The sequence below is a fragment of the Lysinibacillus sp. CD3-6 genome, assembly GCF_006351725.2.
Classification (GTDB): Bacteria; Bacillota; Bacilli; order Bacillales_A; family Planococcaceae; genus Lysinibacillus.
Genome location: NZ_CP085880.1, coordinates 2,809,176 through 2,833,638 on the forward strand (window position 1 = coordinate 2,809,176; position 24,463 = coordinate 2,833,638).

Annotated in this window: 26 protein-coding genes and 1 pseudogene; 9 read left to right on the forward strand and 18 right to left on the reverse strand. The window is 36.9% G+C overall.

Going from position 1 to position 24,463, the window contains the following annotated elements:
* Positions 1–45: 45 nt before the first annotated feature.
* The 5 genes from crcB (at position 46) to thiD (ending at position 3,488) form a co-directional block, all read left to right on the forward strand.
* Positions 46–408: a fluoride efflux transporter CrcB gene (gene crcB / locus FH508_RS13950; protein WP_172771892.1), complete on the forward strand. Its 363-nt coding sequence runs from the start codon at positions 46–48 to the stop codon at positions 406–408.
* Entirely contained in the window at positions 405–737 is a 333-nt protein-coding gene (locus FH508_RS13955) for a fluoride efflux transporter FluC (RefSeq protein ID WP_172771893.1), read from the forward strand. Before crcB ends, FH508_RS13955 begins: the two co-directional genes overlap by 4 nt.
* A gap of 27 nt (positions 738–764) precedes the next feature.
* Positions 765–1,115: a hypothetical protein gene (locus tag FH508_RS13960; protein ID WP_172771894.1), complete on the forward strand. Its 351-nt coding sequence runs from the start codon at positions 765–767 to the stop codon at positions 1,113–1,115.
* A gap of 186 nt (positions 1,116–1,301) precedes the next feature.
* Complete coding sequence (locus tag FH508_RS13965) at positions 1,302–2,513, forward strand: DUF418 domain-containing protein (protein ID WP_172771895.1); 1,212 nt, start codon at positions 1,302–1,304, stop codon at positions 2,511–2,513.
* Between the two features lie 156 nt (positions 2,514–2,669).
* On the forward strand, positions 2,670–3,488 hold the full coding sequence (thiD, locus tag FH508_RS13970; protein WP_228134080.1) for a bifunctional hydroxymethylpyrimidine kinase/phosphomethylpyrimidine kinase: 819 nt from the start codon (positions 2,670–2,672) through the stop codon (positions 3,486–3,488).
* Between the two features lie 105 nt (positions 3,489–3,593).
* Here the strand turns inward: thiD and FH508_RS13975 are convergent, their stop codons facing one another.
* The gene (locus FH508_RS13975) at positions 3,594–3,905 is read right to left on the reverse strand and encodes an antibiotic biosynthesis monooxygenase family protein (protein WP_172771897.1); all 312 of its coding nucleotides are present in this window, start codon (positions 3,903–3,905) and stop codon (positions 3,594–3,596) included.
* An 88-nt stretch (positions 3,906–3,993) separates the two neighbouring features.
* Between FH508_RS13975 and FH508_RS13980 the strand changes: the two genes are divergently transcribed.
* Positions 3,994–4,680 carry an ArsR/SmtB family transcription factor gene (locus FH508_RS13980; RefSeq protein WP_172771898.1) on the forward strand — a complete coding sequence of 229 codons (687 nt, stop codon included), beginning with the start codon at positions 3,994–3,996 and terminating at the stop codon, positions 4,678–4,680.
* 141 nt (positions 4,681–4,821) lie between these two features.
* On the opposite strand, the gene FH508_RS13985 is transcribed toward FH508_RS13980, so the two are convergent.
* The 8 genes from FH508_RS13985 to FH508_RS14020 all read right to left on the reverse strand — a co-directional run bounded on the left by FH508_RS13985 (position 4,822) and on the right by FH508_RS14020 (position 12,054).
* A complete protein-coding gene (locus FH508_RS13985; protein ID WP_172771899.1) occupies positions 4,822–5,697 on the reverse strand; it encodes a DMT family transporter in 876 nt (291 codons plus the stop codon).
* Positions 5,698–5,856: 159 nt separating this feature from the next.
* On the reverse strand, positions 5,857–7,044 hold the full coding sequence (locus tag FH508_RS13990; protein WP_172771900.1) for an MFS transporter: 1,188 nt from the start codon (positions 7,042–7,044) through the stop codon (positions 5,857–5,859).
* A gap of 124 nt (positions 7,045–7,168) precedes the next feature.
* Positions 7,169–7,642: a VOC family protein gene (locus tag FH508_RS13995; RefSeq protein WP_172771901.1), complete on the reverse strand. Its 474-nt coding sequence runs from the start codon at positions 7,640–7,642 to the stop codon at positions 7,169–7,171.
* 222 nt (positions 7,643–7,864) lie between these two features.
* Entirely contained in the window at positions 7,865–8,734 is an 870-nt protein-coding gene (locus tag FH508_RS14000) for a metal ABC transporter permease (RefSeq protein ID WP_172771902.1), read from the reverse strand.
* Complete coding sequence (locus FH508_RS14005) at positions 8,731–9,603, reverse strand: metal ABC transporter permease (RefSeq protein WP_172771903.1); 873 nt, start codon at positions 9,601–9,603, stop codon at positions 8,731–8,733. Before FH508_RS14005 ends, FH508_RS14000 begins: the two co-directional genes overlap by 4 nt.
* Positions 9,597–10,346: a metal ABC transporter ATP-binding protein gene (locus tag FH508_RS14010; protein ID WP_172771904.1), complete on the reverse strand. Its 750-nt coding sequence runs from the start codon at positions 10,344–10,346 to the stop codon at positions 9,597–9,599. The genes FH508_RS14005 and FH508_RS14010 overlap by 7 nt, the downstream gene beginning before the upstream one ends.
* Before the next feature lie 8 nt (positions 10,347–10,354).
* Positions 10,355–11,269, reverse strand: coding sequence for a metal ABC transporter solute-binding protein, Zn/Mn family (locus FH508_RS14015; protein ID WP_172771905.1), 915 nt, complete (start codon positions 11,267–11,269; stop codon positions 10,355–10,357).
* A gap of 620 nt (positions 11,270–11,889) precedes the next feature.
* Positions 11,890–12,054 carry a hypothetical protein gene (locus FH508_RS14020; RefSeq protein WP_172771906.1) on the reverse strand — a complete coding sequence of 55 codons (165 nt, stop codon included), beginning with the start codon at positions 12,052–12,054 and terminating at the stop codon, positions 11,890–11,892.
* A 353-nt stretch (positions 12,055–12,407) separates the two neighbouring features.
* On the opposite strand from FH508_RS14020, the gene FH508_RS14025 reads away from it, so the two are divergent.
* Positions 12,408–13,433: an S-layer homology domain-containing protein gene (locus tag FH508_RS14025; protein ID WP_172771907.1), complete on the forward strand. Its 1,026-nt coding sequence runs from the start codon at positions 12,408–12,410 to the stop codon at positions 13,431–13,433.
* A 123-nt stretch (positions 13,434–13,556) separates the two neighbouring features.
* Here the strand turns inward: FH508_RS14025 and FH508_RS14030 are convergent.
* The 5 genes and pseudogenes from FH508_RS14030 to FH508_RS14050 all read right to left on the reverse strand — a co-directional run.
* Positions 13,557–13,697: pseudogene (locus FH508_RS14030) on the reverse strand (IS5/IS1182 family transposase); the annotation flags it as partial.
* Between the two features lie 355 nt (positions 13,698–14,052).
* Positions 14,053–15,102, reverse strand: a complete 1,050-nt coding sequence (locus FH508_RS14035; RefSeq protein WP_173478895.1) for a 2,3-butanediol dehydrogenase — start codon at positions 15,100–15,102, stop codon at positions 14,053–14,055.
* A 21-nt stretch (positions 15,103–15,123) separates the two neighbouring features.
* Positions 15,124–15,762, reverse strand: coding sequence for a GntR family transcriptional regulator (locus FH508_RS14040; RefSeq protein WP_173478896.1), 639 nt, complete (start codon positions 15,760–15,762; stop codon positions 15,124–15,126).
* 241 nt (positions 15,763–16,003) lie between these two features.
* Positions 16,004–17,749 carry an adenine deaminase gene (ade, locus tag FH508_RS14045; protein ID WP_173478897.1) on the reverse strand — a complete coding sequence of 582 codons (1,746 nt, stop codon included), beginning with the start codon at positions 17,747–17,749 and terminating at the stop codon, positions 16,004–16,006.
* Between the two features lie 123 nt (positions 17,750–17,872).
* A complete protein-coding gene (locus tag FH508_RS14050; RefSeq protein ID WP_173479112.1) occupies positions 17,873–18,298 on the reverse strand; it encodes a pyridoxamine 5'-phosphate oxidase family protein in 426 nt (141 codons plus the stop codon).
* A gap of 162 nt (positions 18,299–18,460) precedes the next feature.
* Here FH508_RS14050 and FH508_RS14055 point away from each other — a divergent pair, with 162 nt between their 5' ends.
* Positions 18,461–19,087 (forward strand): YczE/YyaS/YitT family protein, encoded by a 627-nt coding sequence (locus tag FH508_RS14055; protein ID WP_173478898.1) that lies wholly within the window; start codon positions 18,461–18,463, stop codon positions 19,085–19,087.
* An 83-nt stretch (positions 19,088–19,170) separates the two neighbouring features.
* Here the strand turns inward: FH508_RS14055 and FH508_RS14060 are convergent, their stop codons facing one another.
* From FH508_RS14060 to FH508_RS14070, 3 genes are all read right to left on the reverse strand, one after another.
* Positions 19,171–19,806 (reverse strand): 50S ribosomal protein L25/general stress protein Ctc, encoded by a 636-nt coding sequence (locus FH508_RS14060; protein WP_173478899.1) that lies wholly within the window; start codon positions 19,804–19,806, stop codon positions 19,171–19,173.
* Positions 19,807–20,021: 215 nt separating this feature from the next.
* Positions 20,022–20,942 carry an S-layer homology domain-containing protein gene (locus FH508_RS14065; protein WP_173478900.1) on the reverse strand — a complete coding sequence of 307 codons (921 nt, stop codon included), beginning with the start codon at positions 20,940–20,942 and terminating at the stop codon, positions 20,022–20,024.
* A gap of 156 nt (positions 20,943–21,098) precedes the next feature.
* Complete coding sequence (locus tag FH508_RS14070) at positions 21,099–21,788, reverse strand: YjjG family noncanonical pyrimidine nucleotidase (protein ID WP_173478901.1); 690 nt, start codon at positions 21,786–21,788, stop codon at positions 21,099–21,101.
* Positions 21,789–22,110: 322 nt separating this feature from the next.
* On the opposite strand from FH508_RS14070, the gene yfkAB reads away from it, so the two are divergent.
* Complete coding sequence (gene yfkAB / locus FH508_RS14075; RefSeq protein ID WP_173478902.1) at positions 22,111–23,223, forward strand: radical SAM/CxCxxxxC motif protein YfkAB; 1,113 nt, start codon at positions 22,111–22,113, stop codon at positions 23,221–23,223.
* A gap of 219 nt (positions 23,224–23,442) precedes the next feature.
* Here the strand turns inward: yfkAB and FH508_RS14080 are convergent, their stop codons facing one another.
* Positions 23,443–24,435, reverse strand: a complete 993-nt coding sequence (locus tag FH508_RS14080; RefSeq protein WP_173478903.1) for an LLM class flavin-dependent oxidoreductase — start codon at positions 24,433–24,435, stop codon at positions 23,443–23,445.
* Between the last annotated feature and the right edge of the window lie 28 nt (positions 24,436–24,463).

Consider the following 24,463-nt stretch of genomic DNA (forward strand, 5'->3'; position numbering starts at 1 on the left):
ATAACAACCAATGGATGACCTTAATAGATAAAGGAGTCTTTAAAATTGAAAACGTTTTTTGCAATAGGTATAGGTGGATTTTTTGGCGCTATATCCCGCTATTACCTTAGCGTATTACTTCCAAATAACGCTAACTTTCCAACTACAACACTTGTCATTAATTTAGTTGGATGCTTTTGTTTAGCCTTTCTTTTTACGACATTTACTAACCGTACGCCATTTGTACTTTGCCTTGGTACAGGATTTTTAGGTGCCTTCACAACCTTTTCTACCTTTTCAGTAGAGACACTTTTACTCATTGAAAATAATCAATGGGGACAAGCCCTTTCCTATTGTTTCATTAGTGTAATTGGTGGTTTAATTTGCGCATGGCTTGGTGCATTCCTTTCAAGGGGGCGAGTGCAATGATTCTTGTAGGCATAGGTGGTTTTTTAGGGTCGTTAACGAGATTTTACTTAGGAAAATGGATTGTCAGCACGTATCCATGGGTAACATTTTTTATCAATATTACAGGTTCTTTTGCTCTTGGTCTTTTATTTGGCAGCCACCCAAGTGAAGCATTATGGCATTTCTTAGGTATCGGTTTTCTAGGTGCTTACACAACGTTTTCGACGTTCGGTTTTGAAATGCTACAACTTGTGGAAAAGAAAAAATGGGGACTAGCTTTGGCCTATGGATGTAGTACATTAATAATAGGGTTACTGTTTGCTGCCCTTGGTCTTTACATTTTGGCATAATTTTCTTACCATTCGAGAGGTGATTTTTTGACGACACAGACTACTATAGAACAACTTCAGGCTTTGGAGGCTGAAATAAAACATACTTTATATACTTTAATTGACTTAGAACTAAACGAATCCTATCAAGAAATGACTGCCCATTTTGCGAAACTTCTAGCAAAAGTACAAGCAGCGCACTTAATTGATTATAAACTTAATGTGTTAGTGGATCCTCAAGCTTATGGGACCGAAACGTGTATATTATTAGAAAGTTTACTCGAAGCAAAAAATAGACCGAACAAAAGACATCAGCTATTAACGCATCGTATTATTTTAAAAATTTGGTTGCGAAAAAATCGGCACTTTCTAAATGACTTATTACCACAAATGTTTTAAGCACCTCTCTAAGGTGCTTTTTTTTATGATAAAATCCTTTTTCATACTAACAAAATCATATTTTTTCTATTTCAATACACAAAAATGTTCTTTTTTTACGAAACCTTCCTTCCTTTTACTCGTTTTTTATTAACGAGAGCTAAATGATAATGATTACGCTCTACAATCATTACGTGAGGTGTTTTTATGGAAAGAATAAAATTACTTGATGTTGCTAGAGGACTTGCCATTATCGGCACACTTGGCACGAATATTTGGATTTTTGGATTTACGGACTATTCATTTGAGAGAGTAGTAGATGAAGCCGAATATTCTACTATCAGTTCATACATATCTAAGTTTTCTGATTATTTGACAAATGGGAAATTTCTTGGACTTTTAACGATCATGTTTGGTATTGGCATGCAATTGAAATATGCTAGTTTCCAAGATAGAGGTCTGCCATGGTTTCGCCTTTATCTATGGTCTATGATTTTACTCTTTATAGATGGATTTCTTCATTTTATTTTTGTTTTTGAATTTGATGTACTGATGAGTTATTCGCTTACAGCTATTGTCGTAGCGTTTATTATTCAACGCTCTGAACGAATTATGAAACTCTGTATGTACAGTGCTGCAGCTATCCACCTTTTCCATCAAGTTGTGGAAGGCTTTCTATTAGACAAGTTTATGACTTCTCAACTTGGACGAACGTTATTTCCAAATAGTCCGTATGCCAATTTTGGTGCTGATCGTCAAAGTCTCGCTGAACAAGCTTTATTAATTCGCCATGAAAATCAATTAACTGAAATATCCGTATTTACATGGTGGGAGCAAGTCGTCTACCGTCTAGAACATTTTTGGGTCTTACGCTCAGAAGCCATTATGATTTTACCAATGAATGTTTTCTTATTTTTACTTGGGGTCTTCCTCGTAAGAAAAGGTTTATTAAAAATGGATGCAAGCGGAATTCGGCTTCAGAACCGCTTACTATGGATTGGTCTAGGCATTGGCATCCCATTAAATGCTCTCTCGCTTTTCATCGACCAATTTGCATTATATGACCGTTATGTTTTTGCCCCTATCCTATCCCTAGGTTATCTCGGCCTTGTCTTTTTAGTGGCTCGCCATCAAAAGTTCGTAAAAATTCAACAATATATAAGTAATGTTGGTAAAATGGCCCTGACATGCTATATCGCTCAAAACATCGTCGCATCCTTTTTGTTCTATAATTGGGGACTCGGTCTTTCCAAATACGCTAGCCAGCTAATAATCCATGCATCCTGGCTAGGCATAACGTTATTTATGATTGGCTTTTCTACATTATGGTTAAGGAAATATAAACAAGGCCCTGTTGAAACAATCTGGCGTAAACTTGGGAATATCCCTGTGAAACGCTATCAACAAAATCTGTCATAAAGCTACTACTAGATTAAACTGACATTATAAAAACTCTACTTTCTGGCTATTTCAAATCAACGACATTTATTATTAAAATAAAATAATATTCAAATATTTATTAAAGTAACGTAAATCAACAAGCTATTACACAACAAGAAGAGGAGTATGCTCATTATGAAAAAAGCATGTACAATCGCAGGTTCAGCTGCCCGCGGTGGGGCTGGTATTCAAGCTGATTTAAAAACTTTTCAAGAACTAGGAGTGTACGGCACTTCTGCCATAACCGCTTTTGTGGCAACACACCCTGTTACAAACCAAGGAGTTTATACACAGTCGTTAGAGGTAATTGAGGCACAGCTTCATACGATAGCGTCACAAATTGGCATTGATGCTTTAAAAACAGGCATGTTATTTACCAAAGAGATAATTGAGCTTGTTGCGGACTGGCTCCCTACTGCTCATGTCAAACATATCGTCATTGATCCTGTTATGTTTGGTAAAGTAGGAACAGCTCTTATGGAGGAAGGTGCCATGAACTCCTTAAAAGACAAACTATTACCCCTTGCTACGATTATGACACCAAATATGCCTGAGGCCGAATATTTACTAGGGGGTAGAAACCTTTCTACTATTAGCGATTTACAGGATGCTGCCCGTGATTTACATAAACTTGGTACCCAATACGTACTTGTGAAAGGCGGTCGCCTTAAAGGTCCCGCAACAGATGTTTTATATGATGGCATTCGCATGCTAACATTAGAAGCGCCACGTATAGATACAATCCATACAAATGGTGCAGGTTGTTCATACTCTGCAGCGATTACTGCAGGATTAGCACAAGAACTTAGTGTTGAGGATGCGGTCATTCAAGCGAAAAAATTTGTTACAGCAGGAATACGACGAGCGATTCCTTTTGAAGCTGTTGCTGGTGCAATCGACCATCGGGCTTATAAAGAGGTTGGGGAAAAGAACATTTTGATTACTAGATATTAGTAGTATATTTAAATGTAGACTACGAAAAAATCCGCTTAACTTATACGTTATGGCGGATTTTCACTTTTTTAGAATGTTTCTATTGTTAATTAACTTCCGAGTTGCTCATTCTCCTTGAAAAGAATAGGCCCGCATAACTTGGCATATTTCTACTTGGTAATGACTGTACCATTTTTCTTTTCCTAATTGTTGCGCTACAGTATGTTTGGCGTTTTCTTTCCAATGTTGAATTGATTCTAGCGATTCCCAGTACGATATCGTAATTCCTTGCCCTTCATTATTTCTAGCGCTCTCAACACGAAGAAAACCAGGCTGTTGTTTTGCTAATCCCTCAATCGTATCTGCCATTTTCGAATAGCCTTCATTATCCCCATTTGTCCGCTGTGATGTGAAAATTACTGCATAATAACTATCCATTTTTTAGTCCCCCTCTTCCTTCCACTCTATTGTACAAGATAAATACTTTTAATATAATCGAAATATGGAATGCAAAGGAGCTGAAAGAATGAGTATTAATCCAAATATGGCTGAAGTCGCTTCTCTGCTCGGAGAGACATCAAGAGCGACAATGCTTGCTAGCTTAATGGATGGACGCTATCATACTGCTAGTGAATTAGCATATATGGCCAACATTAAGCCTCAAACAGCTAGCTTTCACCTAGCAAAGCTTGTTGAAGGTAACCTTCTAATAGTTGAAAAGCAAGGACGTCATCGTTATTTTCAGCTTGCCAATGAAGACATTGCACAGTTTTTAGAAACTTTTCTGGCGATTTCACCGCCACCCGAAATACGATCATTAAAACAATCTAGTCAAATGAAATTACTACAAGAAGCCCGAACTTGCTATGACCATTTAGCAGGTAAATTAGGTGTTCACTTAACTGAATCAATGGTCGATTCTGGATATTTGCAAAAGGAACAAAATGAATATGTAGTTACATCTGAGGGTGTAGCTTTTTTCACACAATTTGGTTTGGATTTAAAAAATTTAAAAAGAAAGCGCCGCTCTTTTTGTCACGCATGTTTGGATTGGAGTGAACGGCGTCATCATTTAGCTGGAGCACTTGGCCACGGACTGCTGATACATTTTTTAGAATTAGAATGGATTACACGAGTACCTACAATTCGTGCAATTAAGGTTACTGAAAAAGGACGAAAAGGCTTTAAACAAGTTTTTCATATTGATGTGTAATAGTGCCAGGCACTCAAACAATTCTCGAACAATTTACTATACTAACCACGGCGACAGTCCTGCGGCTTATATTTTTCCCGCGGAATGCGCCGTGGTTTTGACGCTATCGAAGTTAAAAAAATATGTGGGATAGCACCTAATTTAGTCATCGGCTTTTCTTGCAGACGTAAAATTTCGATTGACAAGAAATATACCCACTAAAATAAATAGCCCCCCTACCATGAAGGACGATTGTAATGGTTCATCTAATAATATCCAGCCTGTTAATACACCAAAGAAAGGGGCTAAAAATAAATAAGCACTCGTTTTTCCTGGATCACTATTTTGTAAAAGATAGTACCATCCTGCAAATTGAATAATTGATGAGAAGATGCTTAACCATAGTAAAATAACCAATGAATGTCCGTTAACGATAAAATATGGCTGCTCCAGTACTAAGCTACCTAGTAAGAGGAGCAATCCCCCAAAGAGCATTTGATATGCTGATAGTACCCATGTATCAAATAGGACGCCCCATTTTTTTGCTAATAGTGTGGCAATTGCCCAAAAAACAGCAGATAGAAAACCGAAAATCAGTCCGATTTTCCACTCGATTTGTGCACCCATTGTAATCATAACACCTATTAAACCGAGAATAACTCCACCCCATTGATACAATCGGTATCGTGCTTTTGTAAAAATAGTAGCCAACACAACGACCAATAGTGGATTTGTAAATGTAAGGATAGAAGATTCACTAGCTGTAATAGTACGTAAGCTTAAAAATATACACCCCATTACACCAGCAGTTTGGAATGTCCCAATCAAAAGGATTTTCAACCAATTTGCTTTTGTCGTTGGGTGAGGTCTTTTTAAAAAACGAACGATTACAGCCATTAAAACTCCAGCTACAATAAAACGCAATGCCGCTAATAATAATGGAGATGCGTAAGGTAAACCTAATTTCACAATGGCAAACGATGAGCCCATTAAAAAAGTTGTAATTAGTAATAAAGTGATAAATTTAAAATTATTCATATAATTTCCCCTAACTATTAGTAATAACCATTCTGTGGAAATTATAAATGATGAATAGTTCAACGCTCATCGAACTATGGAATTCAATGAAAAAAGCTATCTCCACATACAGTGGAAATAGCTTGTAGTCACTATTTTTTAGAATTGCCATTACCTAAGTTATTGTGCATGCATAATGACATTCTTTTTCTTTGAGAAAAGTAAAAAAGAGATCGTTAAGCTTAAACTAATGATTCCAAAAACGAGACCCATTCCATTTAAACCAATTAAATCTAGCATCATTCCTGTTGACAATAGAACGATTTGAAAGACAACAGAATCAATCATATTGCGGAATGAAAAGAATCGACCATGGAACGCTTTCGGCACCTGCTTTTGAAAAATCACCATTGTTGTTGGGAAAAAACAACCTACAGAAAAGCCAAAAAGTCCAAATGTCAGTAAAGCAAAGAAAGTATTATCTGCAAGCAGTAATAAGAGCTCCATGAATCCAATGATAAATGCAAGCCCGAATAATAGTGTACCTAAATTCACTCGGTCAGCAATATACTTGAGCCCTGCTGCGCCTAACATAAAGCCGATGCCTTCAACTGTATACAATAAACCAGAAATAGTTGTAGATTGGTGAATTTCAGATATTTTCATAATGACTAAATTAAATGAGCCTAAAAATAGTGTTGGGATTAACATTAGAACAAGTGTCATTAAAACGACTGGTTGCTCTTTGAGCATAGGTAAAACTTCCTTAAATCCACCTTTTTCCTTACCTTGAATAGACAGATTCATCGTTTCATCTAGCTTTAATCCGTTAGTAATGAAATACATGAGTATGTATACAATTAGCGATATAATATACAACCATTTCAACTCAAAATAGCTTAACATTAAACCAGCTGCCGCAGTACCAACGATTCGAGAAATCGTTCGAGCATTCATTTGCCATGCATTTAATGTAATTAAATCTTTATCCTTAACAACCATTGGAATAATTGATTGTAATGCGGGCATATAAAATGCTGCTGCAATTTGCAATGTAATTAAAAACAGTATCATCCAAATGACAGAATTTGTATAAAGAGCAATAAACATAAAAAATACGCTAATTATGCGACCTAAACTTGCAAACTGAATGACCGTTTTTTTCTTTGATTGGTCAATTAGACGTCCTGCCAGCGGCGCTACGACTAAACCAGCAAGAATACCTATTGAAATAATTAATGATTTATGGAAATCCGAAGGAACGACCTCTTGCATAAAAGCTAGATTTCCAATAATTCCTGCCCATAAGCCAAGTCCTACTACAAACTCACCTAATAAAATAATCCATACGTTGTGATTTTTCCACATGCTGCATCTCCTTGTTGTCCTAAATTAAAATTAATACCATCAATCGTAACAAAATTAGGAATATTCGTACATACAAAATTACAATTCTTGCATTTTATCTCTCCTACTCGTAATGATGGTTTCTTTATGCCAATCGAGTATCCATCATTTTTTTGTACCAGTCATTTATAGACATCATAGGAAAGTCTTCCTCGACATCTAGTCTCAACGGCGTAATCAGCTCAATGGAATTGCCATCTGGATCAGCAAAATAAATTGCAGCATGTGCATGTGGATTATTTGGTAAAACAAGCGGTTGTTGTGCAGGAGAATAGCCAAATGCTGTTTTTATTTCAATATCAATGGATTGCAACCACTCTTTCACACTTGCTAAATCTTCTTCATCAATTTTGAAAGCTATATGCCGAATAGAAGGATGATAATCTAATTTCGCCTCCTCGCTTTCCCAAAGTCCAAGCCAGCTTTCCCCTTTGACAATCCAAAAAAATGCTAATTTATTTTGCACATAAGCTAATTCAAGCCCTAGTTTTTCATAAAAGATAATAGACTTTTGTAGATCACTTACTGGCAGATGTGCTTCATACAGTCCCTTTATCATACACTCACTCCTTTTGATTGCTGTCAAAAGTATACTATTTTTATAGAAAGTAAAAATCATGCTAAAGGATGAAATGTTTACTTCATTCAGCTTTGTCAGTATTCTTTAATACTGCAAAAAAAATGAAGAGATGCAGCCTATTTTAAGCCCCATCTCTTCATCTATATTACTTAGTATAGCGAGGTACGTACTATGTCATAGTTATCCTACCATTGTTCCTATTTATAACCCTTCAAATTTACCAATAAGGGATTTTCTTCTCCTATCGACAATTTTTTGAGCGCATAACGTGACAATAAATAATAGGCCGACTGCTGCGGCCATCATGCCTGCAATGGACGTGTCCCAAAATTTAGCCAAATAGTAACCGATAATCGACGACGCCCCACCATATAACATACTGAATAAAAACATCTGTTTAATCGATTTACTAATTAAGTTTGCCGTTACAGCAGGACCAATTAGCATGGCGACTACCAAAATTGCCCCTACACTATCAAACGCAGCTACAGTTGTAAAGGATATAGAAGTCATAAAACCATAATGCAGAAAAATAATTGGTACCCCTATCGAGGCAGCATACACTGCATCAAAGGTTGCTAGCTTCATTTCTTTAAAGAATAATACTAAAAACCCGATATTTATCAATAAAACGAGCAACAGCATCCAGACTGCTTTTGGCATTGTGATTGAAAATAATGTCCATTTATCCCATGGGACAAAAGCAATTTCCCCCATTAACACATGCTCCACATCTAAATGAACATTGCTAGCAAACAATGTAATCAGCAAGACGCCTGCAGCAAATAAAGACGTAAAGACAACGCCAATTGCGGCATCTTCCTGTATGCCTGATGAATGAAGTAATTGTACTAAATAGGCAGTTAAAATTCCTGCGACTGCCGCTCCTACAAGCATCCAAAAGCCGTTTAATGTTTGCGTAACAATAAAAGCCATAACAATTCCGAACAGCACAGTATGACTGATGGCATCCGCTATCATTGACATTTTACGTAATATTAGAAAAACGCCAGCCATACCGCATGTAATTCCTACTAATAGTCCCGTAAAAATGACCCAAAACTCAATCATCCTACTTCACCTTGCTTTCGAAACTGTTTTTTTCTGAGGAATTTATTAATTTGCCCCGCTGGACTTATTAAATAAGAAATAAAGAAAATACTAGCTGCTACTAAGACAATAATGGGCCCTGTTGATAATCCTGTACGCAATGAACTTATAAAAGTTCCAATCATACCTGATAACCCTCCAATGGCAGCACTTAGGACAATCATAGAACTTAGTTTTGTCGTCCATAGTCGAGCACTTACTGCAGGGATGATTAATAGCGCCGACATTAAAATAACACCAACGGATTGTATGCCTGTTACGATCGTCAAGACAATCAGTACCGTCAAGACAGCTTTTAATGCTTCAACTGGCAAGCCAATGCCCTTTGCATAAACAGGATCGAAGATTAGAAGCTTCCATTCCTTATAAAATAATAGACTAACTAAAATAATGAATGTCGCACATACAAATAGCCATGTTAAGTCGACTTTCGTCATTGTTGCAGCTTTGCCAAAAATGAAATCATTGAGACCGCTTTGATTTCCAAGTGGGCTATGATTTACAACAGTCAAAAATACAACACCTATCCCAAAAAACACTGTTAATACTAAACCGATAGCCGCATCTGCTTTCATTTTAGAAAAGGAAACAATCCATTGGATACAATACACAGATAATGCTGATGTAATGGCAGCTCCTAAAATTAAGATTGGTAAGTCTTTTTGACCCGTTAATAAAAAGGCTATTGCAATACCAGGCAATGCTGCATGAGCTGCAGCATCTCCCACTAAACTTTGTTTTTGAAGAAAGGAAAAGGTCCCCGTTATTCCTGCCGCGATTCCCAGTAGCATCGTACCAAGCAAAACCCAAAGTAAGTTACCGCTTAACATACACTGTTCGCTCCTAACGTGTCTTGCATCATAAAAAGTTTACCACCGTATGTTTTTTGTAATTGCTCTGGTGTAAAGACATCTTCTGTAGCCCCTGATGCTAAAATTGTTTTATTTAATAAAATTGTGTAATCAAAATATTCTTTTACTGTTTGTAAATCATGATGCACAACAAAAATACTTTTTCCTTGTGCCTTTAAGCTTTTTAAAATATCGATAATTGTTTTTTCTGTTGCGGCATCTACACCAGCAAATGGTTCGTCTAAGAAATAAATATCCGCATTTTGCGCTAGAGCTCTTGCTAAAAACACACGTTGCTGCTGCCCTCCAGATAATTGTCCAATGGAGCGCTCTGCGAAATCTAGCATTCCTACACTTTCCAAAGCTTGATTAGCAAGCATCTTATCCCGTTTGGAAGGACGTTTAAATAAACCTGTATGTCCGTATCGTCCCATTAACACAATATCAAGTGCATTGGTTGGGAAATCCCAATCGACTGCATTGCGTTGAGGTACGTAGCCAACAACTAAACTTTTTGGATCAAAATTCTTTCCGAGTATTTCTACTTTTCCAACCTTATTTGGTAACTGATTTAAAATCGCTTTTAAAAACGTTGATTTGCCAGCTCCATTCGGTCCAATAATTGCCGAAAGTCTGCCTGTTGGCACTGTAACGTTGGCATTTTCTAATACGGTTTTCTTATCATAAGCAACCGATAAATTTTCAACTGTTAATGCATTCATTTTTCCACCTACTTTAGTGCATCGACAATTGTGTCGATGTTATGTTCATACATCCCAACGTATGTGCCTTCTTTTGTACCTTCAGCACCCATAGCATCTGAAAATAACTCTCCTCCTACAACAATATCATGCCCTTTTTGTTTTGCTCCTTCAATTACGGCTTTCATTGCTTTATCCGAAACGCTTGACTCTACAAAAATGGCTTTAATTTTATGCTCTACTAAGAAATCTACCATCTCTTGTACGTCTTTCACGCCATATTCAGCTTCTGTACTCAAGCCCTGTAAGCCACGAACTTCAAACCCTTGGCTCTCACCAAAATAATTAAACGCATCGTGCGCCGTTACTAATATCCGTTGTTTTTCTGGAATTTCCTTAATACGCTCTTGCGCGTAAGTTTTTAACTCATCTAATTTTTTTAAGAAGGCTGTTTCATTTGCTTGAAAGTCATCCTTATACTCTGGGTATTCTTTTACAAGTGTTTCTGTTACCGTTTCTACAACTTGTTTCCATAGGTCAATGTTAAACCATATATGTGGATCGTGTAATAACCCTTCATCTTCACTATCAAGTAGCTTATCTTTATCTAACTTATCACCAACGGCTAGCACCGTTTTGTCTTTTGACATTTGATCAAAAATATCAAGCATTTGCCCTTCCAACTGTAAACCGTTATAAAAGATTACTTCAGCGTTTTCTAACTTTGATAGATCACTTTGTGTTGCTTTGTATAAATGTGGGTCAACACCTGGTCCCATCAACGAGGTCACAGTTAAATGGTCACCACCAATTTCTTTTATAACATCAGCAATATGCCCTGTCGTTGCAACAACATTTCCTTCTCTTTTTCCAGTTTCATTTTTTTCTGCGCTACAACCGAAAAGTAGCATCATTAACACAATTACACCTAATAAACGTTTCATTTACTTTTACCGTTGTCAAAACCATATAAAACGTTCTATAGATTACGTTTGCTTCATGTTTCCTCGTGCATCTTTCATTTGTACCCGCTCAATCATAAGCTGATAGTTGAAGACAGCGATTTGTACAATTTAGCCGCACCATCTTGCACTTGGACGACTAATAGTAACTACAGAGATGGGCATAGGTTTCATCATAAGATGTACACCCATCACAATTAGATAGTGAAAGCTTCGTTAAAACTTTATGCACGATAGATTTCAGAAGAAGGACAACATTTTAACTGTTCTATTAAATAAAGCGAAGCAAACTCTTATAGCTGTGTTGCCAAATGAACTCGCAAAAAATGTTTATTATTCTGACGTAGGATTACTTCTCCTAATCGGCTCTCAAAAGCTTTTCTTTATTGTTAGTCGTCGCTTGATGAAGATGATGTTACGGTTATTCGTTTATTAATGACGAGGTTAACGTATTACTTTTTCCTGTTTTATAGTGTTGCTTATTTTGACGAACGGCTTCCCTCCTTAAATCTTTTTTATAATTTACGAGATATGCTTCGCTGCAACTTGCGTAAACATTTCTCTTATTTCCACATTCATGTTGATAGCTCTTTTCAATCAAATTAATTATTTATCATAAATTTTTTCATAAACTGTTTCCAGCCCATCCAAAATACAACTATTGAAATCGCTACACCGACAGATTGGGTCATTTTCCACACTATTGTTAGAAACACTAGGACCCCTAGTGGAAGAATCGTTAGTTTTAAATCATCTAACTCTTTCATAGACTCACTCTTCTTTCGTTTACGATATTTTGTTTCCCTTAGGAAAAATATATGCTTAAAGAGAAGAAATTTCAACTGTTTTAACAAAAATTTTTTAAAAAAGTTTTTTTCTGCACCTCTTTTATATTTCCTCTACGAAAAACTTCTAATTTTTGTCAAAAATAAGCGGTGCCTAAGAAGCGAAGAAACGCACACTGTTCTCCTTATGTACTAACTAGAATTACTGATAGACTCCTAACTATTTTATTAATCATAAAAAGGACTGCTCTTGAAAAAAATCAATTGAAACATTTGCAGTTTCCATCTATATCCTGCAAACTAAAAAGGAGAATTGCTAGAAAGGGAGAATGATAATGAAACAATTATTGTGTATAGTATTGCTTTCATTACTTATCGTTAGTGGAAACCACAAGGTTGAGGCAGCTGGTTTTACAGATGTGACCGAAGAGCATTTTGCCTATGAGGCAGTCATCTGGGCAGAGGAATATGACATTATTGATGGCTATGCGGATGGTACCTTTAAGCCAAATGCGACCATTACCGAACAACAATTTGCAAAATTACTTGCAAATTATTATGAACTGGAGAGCCCTTATGATGAATTAAAAAAGCAGACAGCTGGAGCAAACTGGTCAGATGAGTATTATAATCGACTCGCAAGTTATGGAGTACCTCTTAATGGCTATTTTCATAACAATATCCGTGCGTCTGCTGTAAAGCGTGGCGTTGTAGCACAGGCTATCACTCACCTAGCTGAAGGTAAGCGTGGCCTCAATGAATCCATTCAATTTTTACTCGATTCCTACATCTCTACTGGTCAAAATGAGCAATATGAAAATCGTGACTTACGAAAGTTTTTTGGCGTTACAAACAATATGACACGCGCACAAGTTGTGACATTGCTTCACCGCATGGACTCGAGAAATTTTTATACTATTTCAGATGATGCACAAAACATTCATGATAGCGCAAGCAACGCTTCATTAAATACACGTGCGATGAATGGGCAGTATCAGCTAGATAAAACACTACAGCAAGTGGTACCGTCAAAAAGTGCATGGGAAGGAACTTATACGTACTACTATAAATGGGGTAAAGGAGCAAATGAGTTTAATCGCCGCGATGCCGTTATTTCTAATGCTACAAGCAAAACCTTCAATATTTCTTTGACAGCAAATGATGGTCAACAGTTTGGTAGTGTAGATGGGACAGCTACTATTACTTCTAGCACGAAGGCTGTAATGAACAAATCTGCAAATGGAAACCGCTGTGTTTTGGAATTCGAGCAACTTAAAAATGCCCTTAAAATAATTGAGGTAGATTGTAGTGCAGAGCATGATGAAGGAACGAATTTTTCGGGTACATTAAAAAAACAATAAAGCCCATTCCTGCGAAATGTGCAGCATCAGCAAACTGGATTGTAAAAGAAGTTTATTATTTTTTTAAAAGTACTGTTTTATTAAGGGAATAAAAAAAAGAGAGAACTTAATTAGTCCTCTCTTGAGGTTTTCGACTAATGGATAGATAAACGAAAAATCAATCGCTGCCTCTAGTTTTCGAACTAAATGGTCTTGTGGCACCAATTGGTCAATTGTCAGCATTTCTAATTGTTCACGTTCATTGATTTGATTTTTCGACATCATTTTCCATCACCTCAAATAGATTATTTTATTTATAGTTGATTGATAGCAATTCATATCAAGTTGATTGGAGCGAAGGGCGAGCGACTCCTGCGGGAAAGCACAGCACGTAAGACGCAACAAACCGCGCGTTAGCGAGGGTTGCGGCTTACGTGTGTGCCCGCGGAAAGCGCCCGAACGTAGCGGAAATCAACGGCAGTAGACATCTATTTTTATTTTAAAATGAAAAAAGACTGTAGGCAAACTCGAAATTTTTCGAGTTTGTCTACAGTCTGAAGAGAGAACTTAATTAGTTCTCTCTTTTTGGATTAGAAGAAAAGGAGTATAAACTAGTCTAAAATATGTTTTTTAAGCGCTATTATTTTTCTCCACTTAACTCGACTAAAATTTTAGATTGCGTTTTGTCGTTTGTTAACGCTTCAAATCCTTTATCAACAATTTCGTCTAATTTTATTTGACTTGTGATAATACCTTGTGGATTTAGCTGACCAGCTGCCATTGCATCAATTGTTCTTTGGAAAATTGTCGGTGTATACACAATTGAAGATAAAAGATTTACACCAGTGTTTGTAAGATGAATTGGATTCCACTCGATCGGTCTTGCAAAAATAGAAACAATCATCATATTACCACGCGCTTTTGTTACATCGATAGCTTGTTTAAATGTAGGAGCAACCCCAGCAACTTCAAAGGACACATCTACCCCATCCGCTACAATCGCTCTCACTGCTTGTACAGGGTCTGCTTTTCCAGAGTTAATAACATGCGTAGCCCCTAATTCTTTCGCTTTTTCTAGACGGTTATCGGATAGATCTAATACGATCACTTTGCTTGCACCAGATGCTTTAGCAGCAATAACTGTTAATAATCCGATTGGTCCAGCACCGAACACTGCAACTGCATCTCCTAAAGTGACACCAGCATCTTTTACAGCTTGTACAGCAACAGCCATTGGTTCTACTAATGCACCATCTTGTAAAGTTAAATTATCAGCTAAATGATGTACATTTGTTTCTGGCACGTTCGCATATTTTGCAAAACCACCGTTTCCATGTAACCCGATAAAATTAAATCCATCATAGCGATCGACATCTTCATGTTTATTTCTATATGTTAAAGTAGGATTTATTACTACACGGTCTCCTACTTTAAAGTTTGAAACGTTTGAGCCAACTTCTTCGATTACACCAGCAAATTCATGTCCCATTGTCAGCGGAGCAATTTCACTAGTTAAATCTGCTTTTGCATCTACTGGTATGAATACTGGACCTTCTTGATATTCATGTAAGTCACTTCCACAAATACCTGCCCAAGCTACTTTTACTTTCACTTCATCTTCTCGTAAACCTCTTAATTCAACCTCTTCTACTCTAATATCTTTTACACCGTGCCAAACTGCTGCTTTCATAATAAATTTCCCCTTTAAAATTTAATTAAAATGATGCCATAAAATAACATCTTTAATAGCATTTCGGGCATTTTCAAAATCCGATATTTCTATACACTTGATGAACGTATGAATGGACATATGATAGGATTCAACGAGATTCATTTTCCATTTTGTTTGTGCAGCTACATTTGTAACAAATATCGTTTCTTTAAAGAAACGTAACATTGCAATATTTCCAGTAATATCAAAAAAGAATTCTAACAAGTGCGCAAACGCTACAACATATTCGTAAATATTATTAGCAGACTTTCTTTGTTCCATCGTTTCAAAACGAAGTAAAAGTTCATGTTGAAACTCGGCAGTCCATTTTGGTTCACATTTTTTAAGCGCAAGATCCAATAGGTAATAAAGGGTTTCCAAATAATCCTTCAATTCCTGATCTGAAATAATTTTTACGCTTACGCCTTTATGTTGTATTTTTTCCACTACACCATCTTTTTGTAAAAGATACAGCGCCTCTCGGACAGGCGCATGACTTACTTGTAACTCTTTTGCAATTTCAGACTCTATCAAACGCTGGCCTTGTTCATATTGACCTGAAAATATGCGAAATAATAATTGCTCGGCTATTTGTTCTGCAATTGTTTTCTTTGAAATTGAATTTCCATTAAACCCCATCTAACCACTCCAATAAATTTATATCCTTTTATTCTAATAGTTCTGTGTATAAAGTGGCTAGTAAAAATGTTATCCATTATAGATTATCGATAATCTATAAAAGTTATTTTAATATGAAAACGCTTCGATTTCAATAATTTTGAATCAAAAGCCATTGTATTTGCATTCACTCAGGTTAAAACGCGAATTACAACTAATAAAAACGACCTGATAGCACGATGCTGTCAGGTCGTTTTTATTTTTAGGCTTCTACCGAAATATGTTGGAATGTTGTAACATCAAATAATCCTGAATCCGTTAACTTTAAAGCTGGAATAACAGGTAATGCTACAAAAGAAAATGTTAAAAGAAAATGAAAATCTAAATTAGGGTTTAATTCATTTAATGCAGCGTGAAGATTTGCTAATTGCATTTTGGCATCAGGTGCTGGTGCATCGGTCATTAATCCACCTATTGTTAAAGGCATTTCTGCTAATATTTTGCCATCTGCTACGATGACAAATCCCCCTTGAATTTCTTGAATACGATTGAGTGCCAGGACCATATCTGCATCATTCGTTCCTACGACGAGAGCGTTATGAGAGTCGTGTGCTACCGTTGTTGCCACCGCACCTTTTTGCAAGCCAAAGCCTTTCACTATTCCAAGACCCGTTGTGTGTAAATGATGGTGGCGCTCGATTACTGCTAGCTTCAGTAAATCCTGCTCTACGGACGGAATAAATTCCCCAGCGCTTAGCGGTACATCTGCTACTAAATGGTTGGTAATAAGCTGATTAGGCACAATTTCCATAACATTCGCTTTTGATCCTTTTGTAAATGGAATGGCAAGCATGTCCGTTGTAATAGTTGGCAAATGAACAGAGCAATGGATATGGGCAGGAACATCTGGTTTTACACGCCCAGTTAGCATTGTTCCTTTTTCAGCAACTTTAACTCCATTTTTCCAAACCGCTTTCGCTTGCATTTTCGCCACATCTTCAATTAATACAAAATCTGCTTTATAGCCTGGTGCAATTGCCCCTCTATCATATAAACGATAGCACTCTGCTACGTTAATGGTAGCTATTTGAATTGCTTGTAATGGCTCCATGCCTTCTTCAATCGCCATTTTGACATCAAAGTTAATGCTGCCCTCTTCCATTAATTCATCGACATACTTATCATCTGTACAAAAACCAAAACGACGCGCATTGATTGTATTGACAGCAGGTAATAAATCACGTAAATTTTTAGCCGCTGAGCCTTCACGTATTAAAACATACATTCCTTGCTCAATACGGTCTAACGCCTCTTCTGCTGTCACACACTCATGATCTGTTTGAATACCTGCCGCTCGGTAACCTGTAATTTGAGAACTATTTAAACCTGCACAATGTCCATCAACAACAAGATTGGCTTGTTGTGCTAATCTAATTTTTTCAAGCATGCTCTTGTCACCGTTTAATACTGCAGGAAAATCCATCACCTCAGCTAATCCGAGTACATGTGCATTTGTCATAAAAGGTGCTAAATCGGCAGCAGTAAGTGTTGCTCCTGCATGTTCAAAACGAGTGCCTGGCACACTCGAAGGCAACATGACGAAAATATCCATTTCTGCTTTTTTCGCATCATCTAGCATAAACTGAATGCCTTCTGCACCCGCAACATTTGCTATTTCATGTGGATCTGTAATAACCGTCGTCACGCCGTGAGGAACAAGCACACGACTAAATTCAGCAGGCGTAAGCATAGATGATTCAATATGTATATGCCCATCTATTAACCCAGGGATAACATAATGCCCTTTTGCATCTTCTTCATTGTGAGCAATAAAACGATTTTGTGTATCGAGTGCTACAATTTGCCCATTTTTCACAACAATATCAGCCTTTTTCCACGTTAAAGTAAAAACATCTGCCACTTGTGCATTCCGCAAAATAAAATCTGCCTTTAATTTCCCCTGTGATGCCAATATATTTTCTGTTAGCTGCTGTACTTTTTCAACCATTTTGAGCACTCCCTTTTCTTTTATGAACTATCATGCATGAATGACGCAGGAGTTTCAAGTCATGTAGAAAGGTTCGACTTAATTTTTCTTGTTACTTTACTAACAAGATGAAAAAACGACCATTTATAAATGGTCGTTTGTAAATTCTAACTCTTTAGGTGGCTCACCTTTTTTATTCATCAGTCGCATACGAATCGGTTCAATTTTCAATGTTACCATTTCATCCTTATTGCCAATGAAGATTCCAGTAAAAAATTCCGCTAATTTATTTTTCAAGCCTTCCTCTTCAATTTCCGTAAGCTTTCCTTCTATCTCTACGAACGTATCTCCAAAGCCACCATTATCGTAGCCGTATAAAATATGTGTATAAGGATTTTTTAATAGCTCATCAATTTTCTCAGAGTGCTTATTTGTCACGGTATATAATACAAAGTCTTCATTTTGAAATGTCATATAACGTGAATATGGTTTGCCATTTTCTACTGTTGCCATCGTTCCTATTTTTTCTCTGTTTAATACTTCTAAAATTTCATCACGTACTGAAGTCACTTCATCCCATCCTTTCATAGTCATTGTTATTTTACCCCTTGTTTCATAAGCTAAACCGCCTTTTTTTGAAAAATATGAAATGACTATTTTCGGGGATTATTAAAAACAATTGCTATAATAACTTGTTGGGCAACATGAATTTTTCAGAATGAGGTTTTAAATATGAAACAAGCTTTTTTTACACGATGTCTATTTTTCATTGCGGGCATCTTAGTTTTATCCTTTGGCATCACTTTAACGATTAAAGGGCAATTTTTTGGCGTTGGTTCGTGGGATGTCTTACATATAGGATTAGCCAAAACATTTGGTCTTACAATTGGCACATGGTCTATACTAATTGGTTTAGCTATTTTAGCATTTGATATGCTCGTGACAAAGAAATTTCCTTTACCAGGTACATTTGCAGATATGTTTTTAGCTGGCATTTTTATTGATATATTCAACTTTTGGCTTCCAGATATTGAAGGCTTTTGGATGCAGCTATTAGCTTACTTAACTGGATTGCTATTACTAGGTTGGGGCTGTGGTATGTATATGGTAGCAAATTTAGGTATTGGCCCACGTGATACATTAATGCTCTTAATGGTTCATAAGCTCGGCTGGAGTGTTACACGCGCTCGTACTTTCATGGAAGTAACCGTTGCTATTATTGGTTTTTTACTAGGCGGACCTATTGGAGTAGGGACTGTCCTTATGGCTTTCGGACTTGGCCCTATTGTTCAATTTGCCTTAACCTCCAATGAGAAATTATTTACAAAATGGACTGGTGTTAAGAGCGCTGTCGTTTAAAAATATATATAATTTAAAAAGCTTGTGAAATGAAAACTTTCACAAGCTTTTTTATGATCAATGTAGGTTGTTAGAAAACGATGTTATTCTCTCGGTTCTTCTGTATTTTGCCCTGTTGCTTCTATTACTTCTGGTGTGCCATCTACTGTTTCATCTTCTTGTACATTTTCTGCTGCTGGAGGCGTGACTGTCACTAATGTATAGTCGTCTTCATTTAAAATTTCAAATTGTAAATTTTGACGAATATCACCCACATAAAGTGATGTACCAATTGCAACATTTGTAACATCGATTTCTACCGTTTCGGGTATTGCCGAAGGTTTCACTTTAATGCGAATTTCACGATTTGGTTGTAACAAAAATCCTCCATCTTTAACGCCGATCGCATCTCCTACTACAGTAATTGGGATATCGACTTCTAGCTCTTCTGACATATTGATTGATTTAAAGTCTACATGCTTTACAAAACCTTTAAGCGCACAACGTTGGACTTCTGTTAACACTGCATTTACTTTTTTTCCTTCGACATCTAATTGAAAGACACTTTTAGTACCAATTTCGCTTAATACTTTAGCGAATGTTCTCGCATCAAGTGATATGGACGTGGGTTCCATTTGATAACCGTAAACTACACCAGGAATGGCACCACTTTGTCTTAGTTTTGTTAATGTTGAGCGTTGTCCTTTATGACGTTTTGTCGCATTTAATATAGTACTCATCAGCATTTTCCCCTCTCGTGAAAACTGGTCTCATAAATGGTTTTGCCCGATAGTTTGCTTTTTATACCTATTTACAGTTTTAATGTGCGTATTTTCACAGATATTATGTGTTCTTTATAATCGACTGATTTCATAATAAAAACACCTTTCCATCCATGTAAGAATGAAAAGGTGCTGAATCGCCGATAGAGTGCCAGGCACTTAAAAAAGGCAACTTATAATCTGCCAGTAGCTTGTAAAGTGACAGCTAACATTTTAGCGAATTGACCACGTGTAATATACTGATTTGGGTTTAAATTTGTATTATCGTCTAAAGCGCCGATTGTATACAGTGTTTCTATGTGACGTAATAGCTCTCCTTGGAAAGTATGACTATCTTCAAAAGGTAAAATGGATTTATCTTCTTTATCTTCTTGCACAAAATCAACCGCATCCAATGTGCGTCCAAGCATTAAAATTGCCTGCTGACGTGTAATTTTGCCGTTCGGATCAAAAATCGTTGGCGTTTTGCCATGAATAATGCCTAAAGCATGTAAAGCACCTACATGTCCACCATACCACGATGTTTTTTGATTGATGTCTGAAAACTGTTTCGTTGGCTCCTGCTGAAAGCTAAAGGCACGGACGAGCAAAGCACTAAACTGTGCACGTGTTAAAGAGTCGTTCACACCAAAATTATCAGGTGTGCGTCCTCGAATTATTCCCCGCTCCGCCAAAGTTTGAATATAGAAGCTAGTTGTTGTCTTTGCTAAATCTCGGAAATATAGTTGCTCAGGTTGTACAAACTTCAACTCTGCATTGTTATGGATAATCGCAACTACGCGATCCCCCTCGTCTCGATAGGCTACAGGTTCCATTCCTTTTTTCAGCACTTGCTGTAGCACACCAGATTGACCATTTTTAAAAATGACAACCTCTAGTGGCTGACGATTATTGACGATATTCGCTTTAATGCTATAGATTCCATTTTTTTCAGTTGCATTAATTGTAGCACCATAGGCGGAATAGACCGTCATATTTTCTGTTTTCATATGTACATAGTGCGTTGGTTCTTCATAGGCGGATGCTTCTATCGGGAAAGAGATCAATGTCCCCCACACCGCAACTATAATCGTTGTTTGAAATAGTTTTTTCATAATGCTCCTCCCTTTTTATTTCCTATTTCTATCATAATAGATTTAATTGTGTAAAAAAATAGTATTTTTAGCATATGCTCTTATAAGTTACCAAATCTAAAAAGGAAAAACTTCGCTCTACTAATTATAGTAGGCGAAGTTTTTTACCTTCTTGAATTATTTATTTAATAACGTATGCAACTCATGCAATTTTTTAATTTCATAATGAGGCTGTATCTCCGTTATATTGGGGATGTCGCGAAAATTAAACCAGCATGTATCAATTCCCGCTAGCAAGCCGCCTTTCACATCAGATGTCAGTGAATCACCGACAATAAGTGTCTTTTCTTTATTTAATCCGTCGATACGGTCAAAAACATAATCAAAAAAGGCTGGCATCGGTTTCTGGAAACCCGTTTGCTCTGAAATAAAAATACCTTTAAAGTATTTTGCCAAATCTGCATCTGCTAATCGTTTATTTTGTGTTTTAGTCACACCGTTTGAAACGACATATAAATCGTAATTGTCTGCAAGTTGTGCAATAAGCTCATATGCCCCATCTACGTAATGGTGCGCTTCCTGCAAATACTTTTGGAAAACCGTTTCAAAATATTCACCGTCAACATCAATGCCAAATTCCTTTAAAGCGATTGAAAATCGAGTATTATGTAATGAAGTTTTTGTTACTTCGCCTCGTTCAAAAGCACGCCACATTGATTCATTAATCTCTTTATAGCGGGAAATCATCGTCGGTGTAGTTGCAATTTTTTCTTGTTCAAATAAACGGTTTAGTGCAGCATCTTCAGCTAAATTAAAATCTAATAATGTGTCATCTACATCAAATAATAGTATTTCATACTTACTCAAAACTATTTCCTACTTTCTTCGTCACGGTCTTGCCGCCTTGCTAACTCTATCATAACGTTTTATCTGAAAAAAAGCAGTGTATACACTCATTCTTTTCTTTGCATCGTGTATGAAAAAAACAGCTTTTTGCTTACCTAATTTGACATTTTATAGTTCTTTCTGAAAATCGAACCAGAATGGAGAACTTGTAAAAGCATTTTTTCTATCCTTTCAAGAATAAAATTTCTAAAAAGGACGTAAAAAAGCTCTTTCAATAATTTCATATTTGAAATTATCACTGAATATGAGACAATAGAATGCTAGAAAGGAAGATGTACGAATTATGACGACCTTACAAAAAATGACGCCCAGCTATGATCCATGGGAAGCGTATTTAGATGTCGAACAACATGGTCATATGACCCTATCAAATATTGAATTTACAACTACAACCCTTTGTAATATGCGCTGTGCTCACTGTGCAGTCGGCTATACATTACAAAATAAAGACCCGCAAGCATTGCCTATGGAATTGATTACTAAGCGACTGGATGAAATACCTCACTTAAAAACACTTAGCATTACTGGTGGCGAGCCAATGATGTCTAAAAAATCAGTTCAAAATTATGTCCTGCCCCTTTTAAAATATGCACATGCACGTGGGGTTCGTACACAAATTAACTCGAACTTAACGATTGAACCTGAACGGTATTTACTGATTGCTCCTTATTTAGATGTTTTACATATTTCACATAACTGGGGTACAGTTGATGAATTTGTTGAAACAGGCTTTGCCATGATGGAGCGAAAACCAACTTACGAACAGCGTGCAGCCCTTTTCCAACGCATGATTGATAACTCAAAAATGCTTGCAGAACATGGTGTCATGGTATCGGCGGAAACAATGCTCAACAAAAAAACTTTACCGTACTTGGAGCATATCCATAACCAAATTATCAACGAAATGCAATGTGCACGTCACGAGGTACATCCGATGTATCCATCTGATTTCGCAAGTTCGCTAACATCACTTTCACTAGCAGAAACACGTGAAGCAATTCATCATTTACTTGATGTACGCGATGAAAATACTTGGATGCTCTTTGGTACATTGCCATTCTATCCTTGTAGCACCGATACAGAAGATCAAAAACTATTAAAACGATTACGAGAAGCAAAAAATGTCACGATGCGTAATGATCCTGACGGTCGTTCTCGATTAAATATCAATATTTTTACAGGTGATGTCATCGTTACAGACTTTGGCGATGCATCTGCACTTGGTAATATCGTTCATGATAAACTACCAGCAGTTTTTGACAAATGGATGGATACCGATTTAGCAAAATCTTTAAACTGCCACTGTCCTGCTGTGAAATGCTTAGGACCAAACGTCTTAGTTAAAAATATGTATTATCAAGACACTACTTTTACAAGTGGCTCAGCGAAACTATAACAACAAAAATGTCCAATTCACCTGCATGCATTGGACATTTTTGTGGGTGATTCCCTTTAATAAACCGTTGATTTCCACACGCTCCCACTCTGCTTGGATGCACAGAACGGAAGGATGCACTACTCATACCTACTGTAGCGTAGCAGTTAACAATGATAACAGCAAAAAGAGTTAGATTGATGATTAGTCAATCTAACTCTTTTTCTCTTTTGTCCAAGCTTAAATCAATTCTTTTGCCAGTAGTTTATAGCAATTTAAGCGACTTTCCTGCGCGTATTGATTGCAGTTTAGCATTACTTCATCAAAGCCATATTGTTCCTGCTCTGCTACTAAAAAGGCAGCAACTTCCTTTGGTGTGCCGACAATATTTGCTTTACGGTTGTTAGCAATCATCATTTTATCCATCTCTGTCAATGGATAATCCTTTGCCTCTTCTGGTGACATCGCCTGAATAATTTGCCCCTTCATCAGCTGTAGGCGTGTAATATCGATTGGCTTAGCTAAGTATTCCGCTTCCTCTAACGTATCGGCAACTGTAGTCGCATAGGTAACGATAATTTGCGGTTTTTCCATATAATATGAAGGTGTAAAGTAAGACTTATACGTATCAAATATATCCTTAGACATATTACCAGTAAAGAACTGAGCATATGAATAACCTACACCACGTTGTCCTGCCTGCACGGCACTTTGACCACTTGAGCCGAGCAACCACGCTTCTGGTAATTGTATGTTTGTAGGTGAAGCAATAACTTGATCATAAACAGATTCACCCGTTTTTTGATTATTCATCAATTTTAATATGGTATCGAGCTTATCATATTGTTCATTAAAATGCTGTCTGCGTCCCTCTGCTAATGCGTAAATGGATGCATGGTCTCCACCAGGAGCGCGACCAACACCAAAGTCAATGCGATTTGGCGCAAGCGCACTTAATGTTTTAAATACTTCCGCTAGCTTGTACGGAGAATAATGCATCATCATGACGCCTCCCGTGCCAATGCGCATACGCTTTGTTTTCGCAGCTAAAAAGGCTGCTGTAATTTCAGGTGCTGAGCTTGCTAATGATTCACTATTGTGATGCTCTGCTAGCCACATACGATGGAAGCCAAGTTCTTCTCCTAAAAGCGCTAATTGTTCTGTACGCAAAAAGGCCTGTTCAGCAGTATGACCTTTCGGTACAGGAATTTGATCTAAAATACTTAATTTCAATGAAAACACCCTCTCTGTCTGTATGCTC

Bases quoted from the DNA above. Each gene is read 5' to 3' on its own strand.
- FH508_RS14055 (WP_173478898.1), top strand. From the start codon at position 18,461: ATGAAACAAGCTTTTTTTACACGATGTCTATTTTTCATTGCGGGCATC.
- FH508_RS13995 (WP_172771901.1), bottom strand. From the start codon at position 7,642: ATGATAAAGGGACTGTATGAAGCACATCTGCCAGTAAGTGATCTACAA.
- FH508_RS14035 (WP_173478895.1), bottom strand. From the start codon at position 15,102: ATGAAAGCAGCAGTTTGGCACGGTGTAAAAGATATTAGAGTAGAAGAG.
- ade (WP_173478897.1), bottom strand. From the start codon at position 17,749: ATGGTTGAAAAAGTACAGCAGCTAACAGAAAATATATTGGCATCACAG.
- FH508_RS14015 (WP_172771905.1), bottom strand. From the start codon at position 11,269: ATGAAACGTTTATTAGGTGTAATTGTGTTAATGATGCTACTTTTCGGT.
- FH508_RS13985 (WP_172771899.1), bottom strand. From the start codon at position 5,697: ATGAATAATTTTAAATTTATCACTTTATTACTAATTACAACTTTTTTA.
- FH508_RS14025 (WP_172771907.1), top strand. From the start codon at position 12,408: ATGAAACAATTATTGTGTATAGTATTGCTTTCATTACTTATCGTTAGT.
- FH508_RS14040 (WP_173478896.1), bottom strand. From the start codon at position 15,762: ATGGGGTTTAATGGAAATTCAATTTCAAAGAAAACAATTGCAGAACAA.
- FH508_RS14065 (WP_173478900.1), bottom strand. From the start codon at position 20,942: ATGAAAAAACTATTTCAAACAACGATTATAGTTGCGGTGTGGGGGACA.
- FH508_RS14005 (WP_172771903.1), bottom strand. From the start codon at position 9,603: ATGTTAAGCGGTAACTTACTTTGGGTTTTGCTTGGTACGATGCTACTG.
- FH508_RS14010 (WP_172771904.1), bottom strand. From the start codon at position 10,346: ATGAATGCATTAACAGTTGAAAATTTATCGGTTGCTTATGATAAGAAA.
- FH508_RS13965 (WP_172771895.1), top strand. From the start codon at position 1,302: ATGGAAAGAATAAAATTACTTGATGTTGCTAGAGGACTTGCCATTATC.
- FH508_RS13975 (WP_172771897.1), bottom strand. From the start codon at position 3,905: ATGGATAGTTATTATGCAGTAATTTTCACATCACAGCGGACAAATGGG.
- FH508_RS13955 (WP_172771893.1), top strand. From the start codon at position 405: ATGATTCTTGTAGGCATAGGTGGTTTTTTAGGGTCGTTAACGAGATTT.
- FH508_RS14020 (WP_172771906.1), bottom strand. From the start codon at position 12,054: ATGAAAGAGTTAGATGATTTAAAACTAACGATTCTTCCACTAGGGGTC.
- FH508_RS13980 (WP_172771898.1), top strand. From the start codon at position 3,994: ATGAGTATTAATCCAAATATGGCTGAAGTCGCTTCTCTGCTCGGAGAG.
- yfkAB (WP_173478902.1), top strand. From the start codon at position 22,111: ATGACGACCTTACAAAAAATGACGCCCAGCTATGATCCATGGGAAGCG.
- FH508_RS14060 (WP_173478899.1), bottom strand. From the start codon at position 19,806: ATGAGTACTATATTAAATGCGACAAAACGTCATAAAGGACAACGCTCA.
- FH508_RS14000 (WP_172771902.1), bottom strand. From the start codon at position 8,734: ATGATTGAGTTTTGGGTCATTTTTACGGGACTATTAGTAGGAATTACA.
- thiD (WP_228134080.1), top strand. From the start codon at position 2,670: ATGAAAAAAGCATGTACAATCGCAGGTTCAGCTGCCCGCGGTGGGGCT.
- FH508_RS13990 (WP_172771900.1), bottom strand. From the start codon at position 7,044: ATGTGGAAAAATCACAACGTATGGATTATTTTATTAGGTGAGTTTGTA.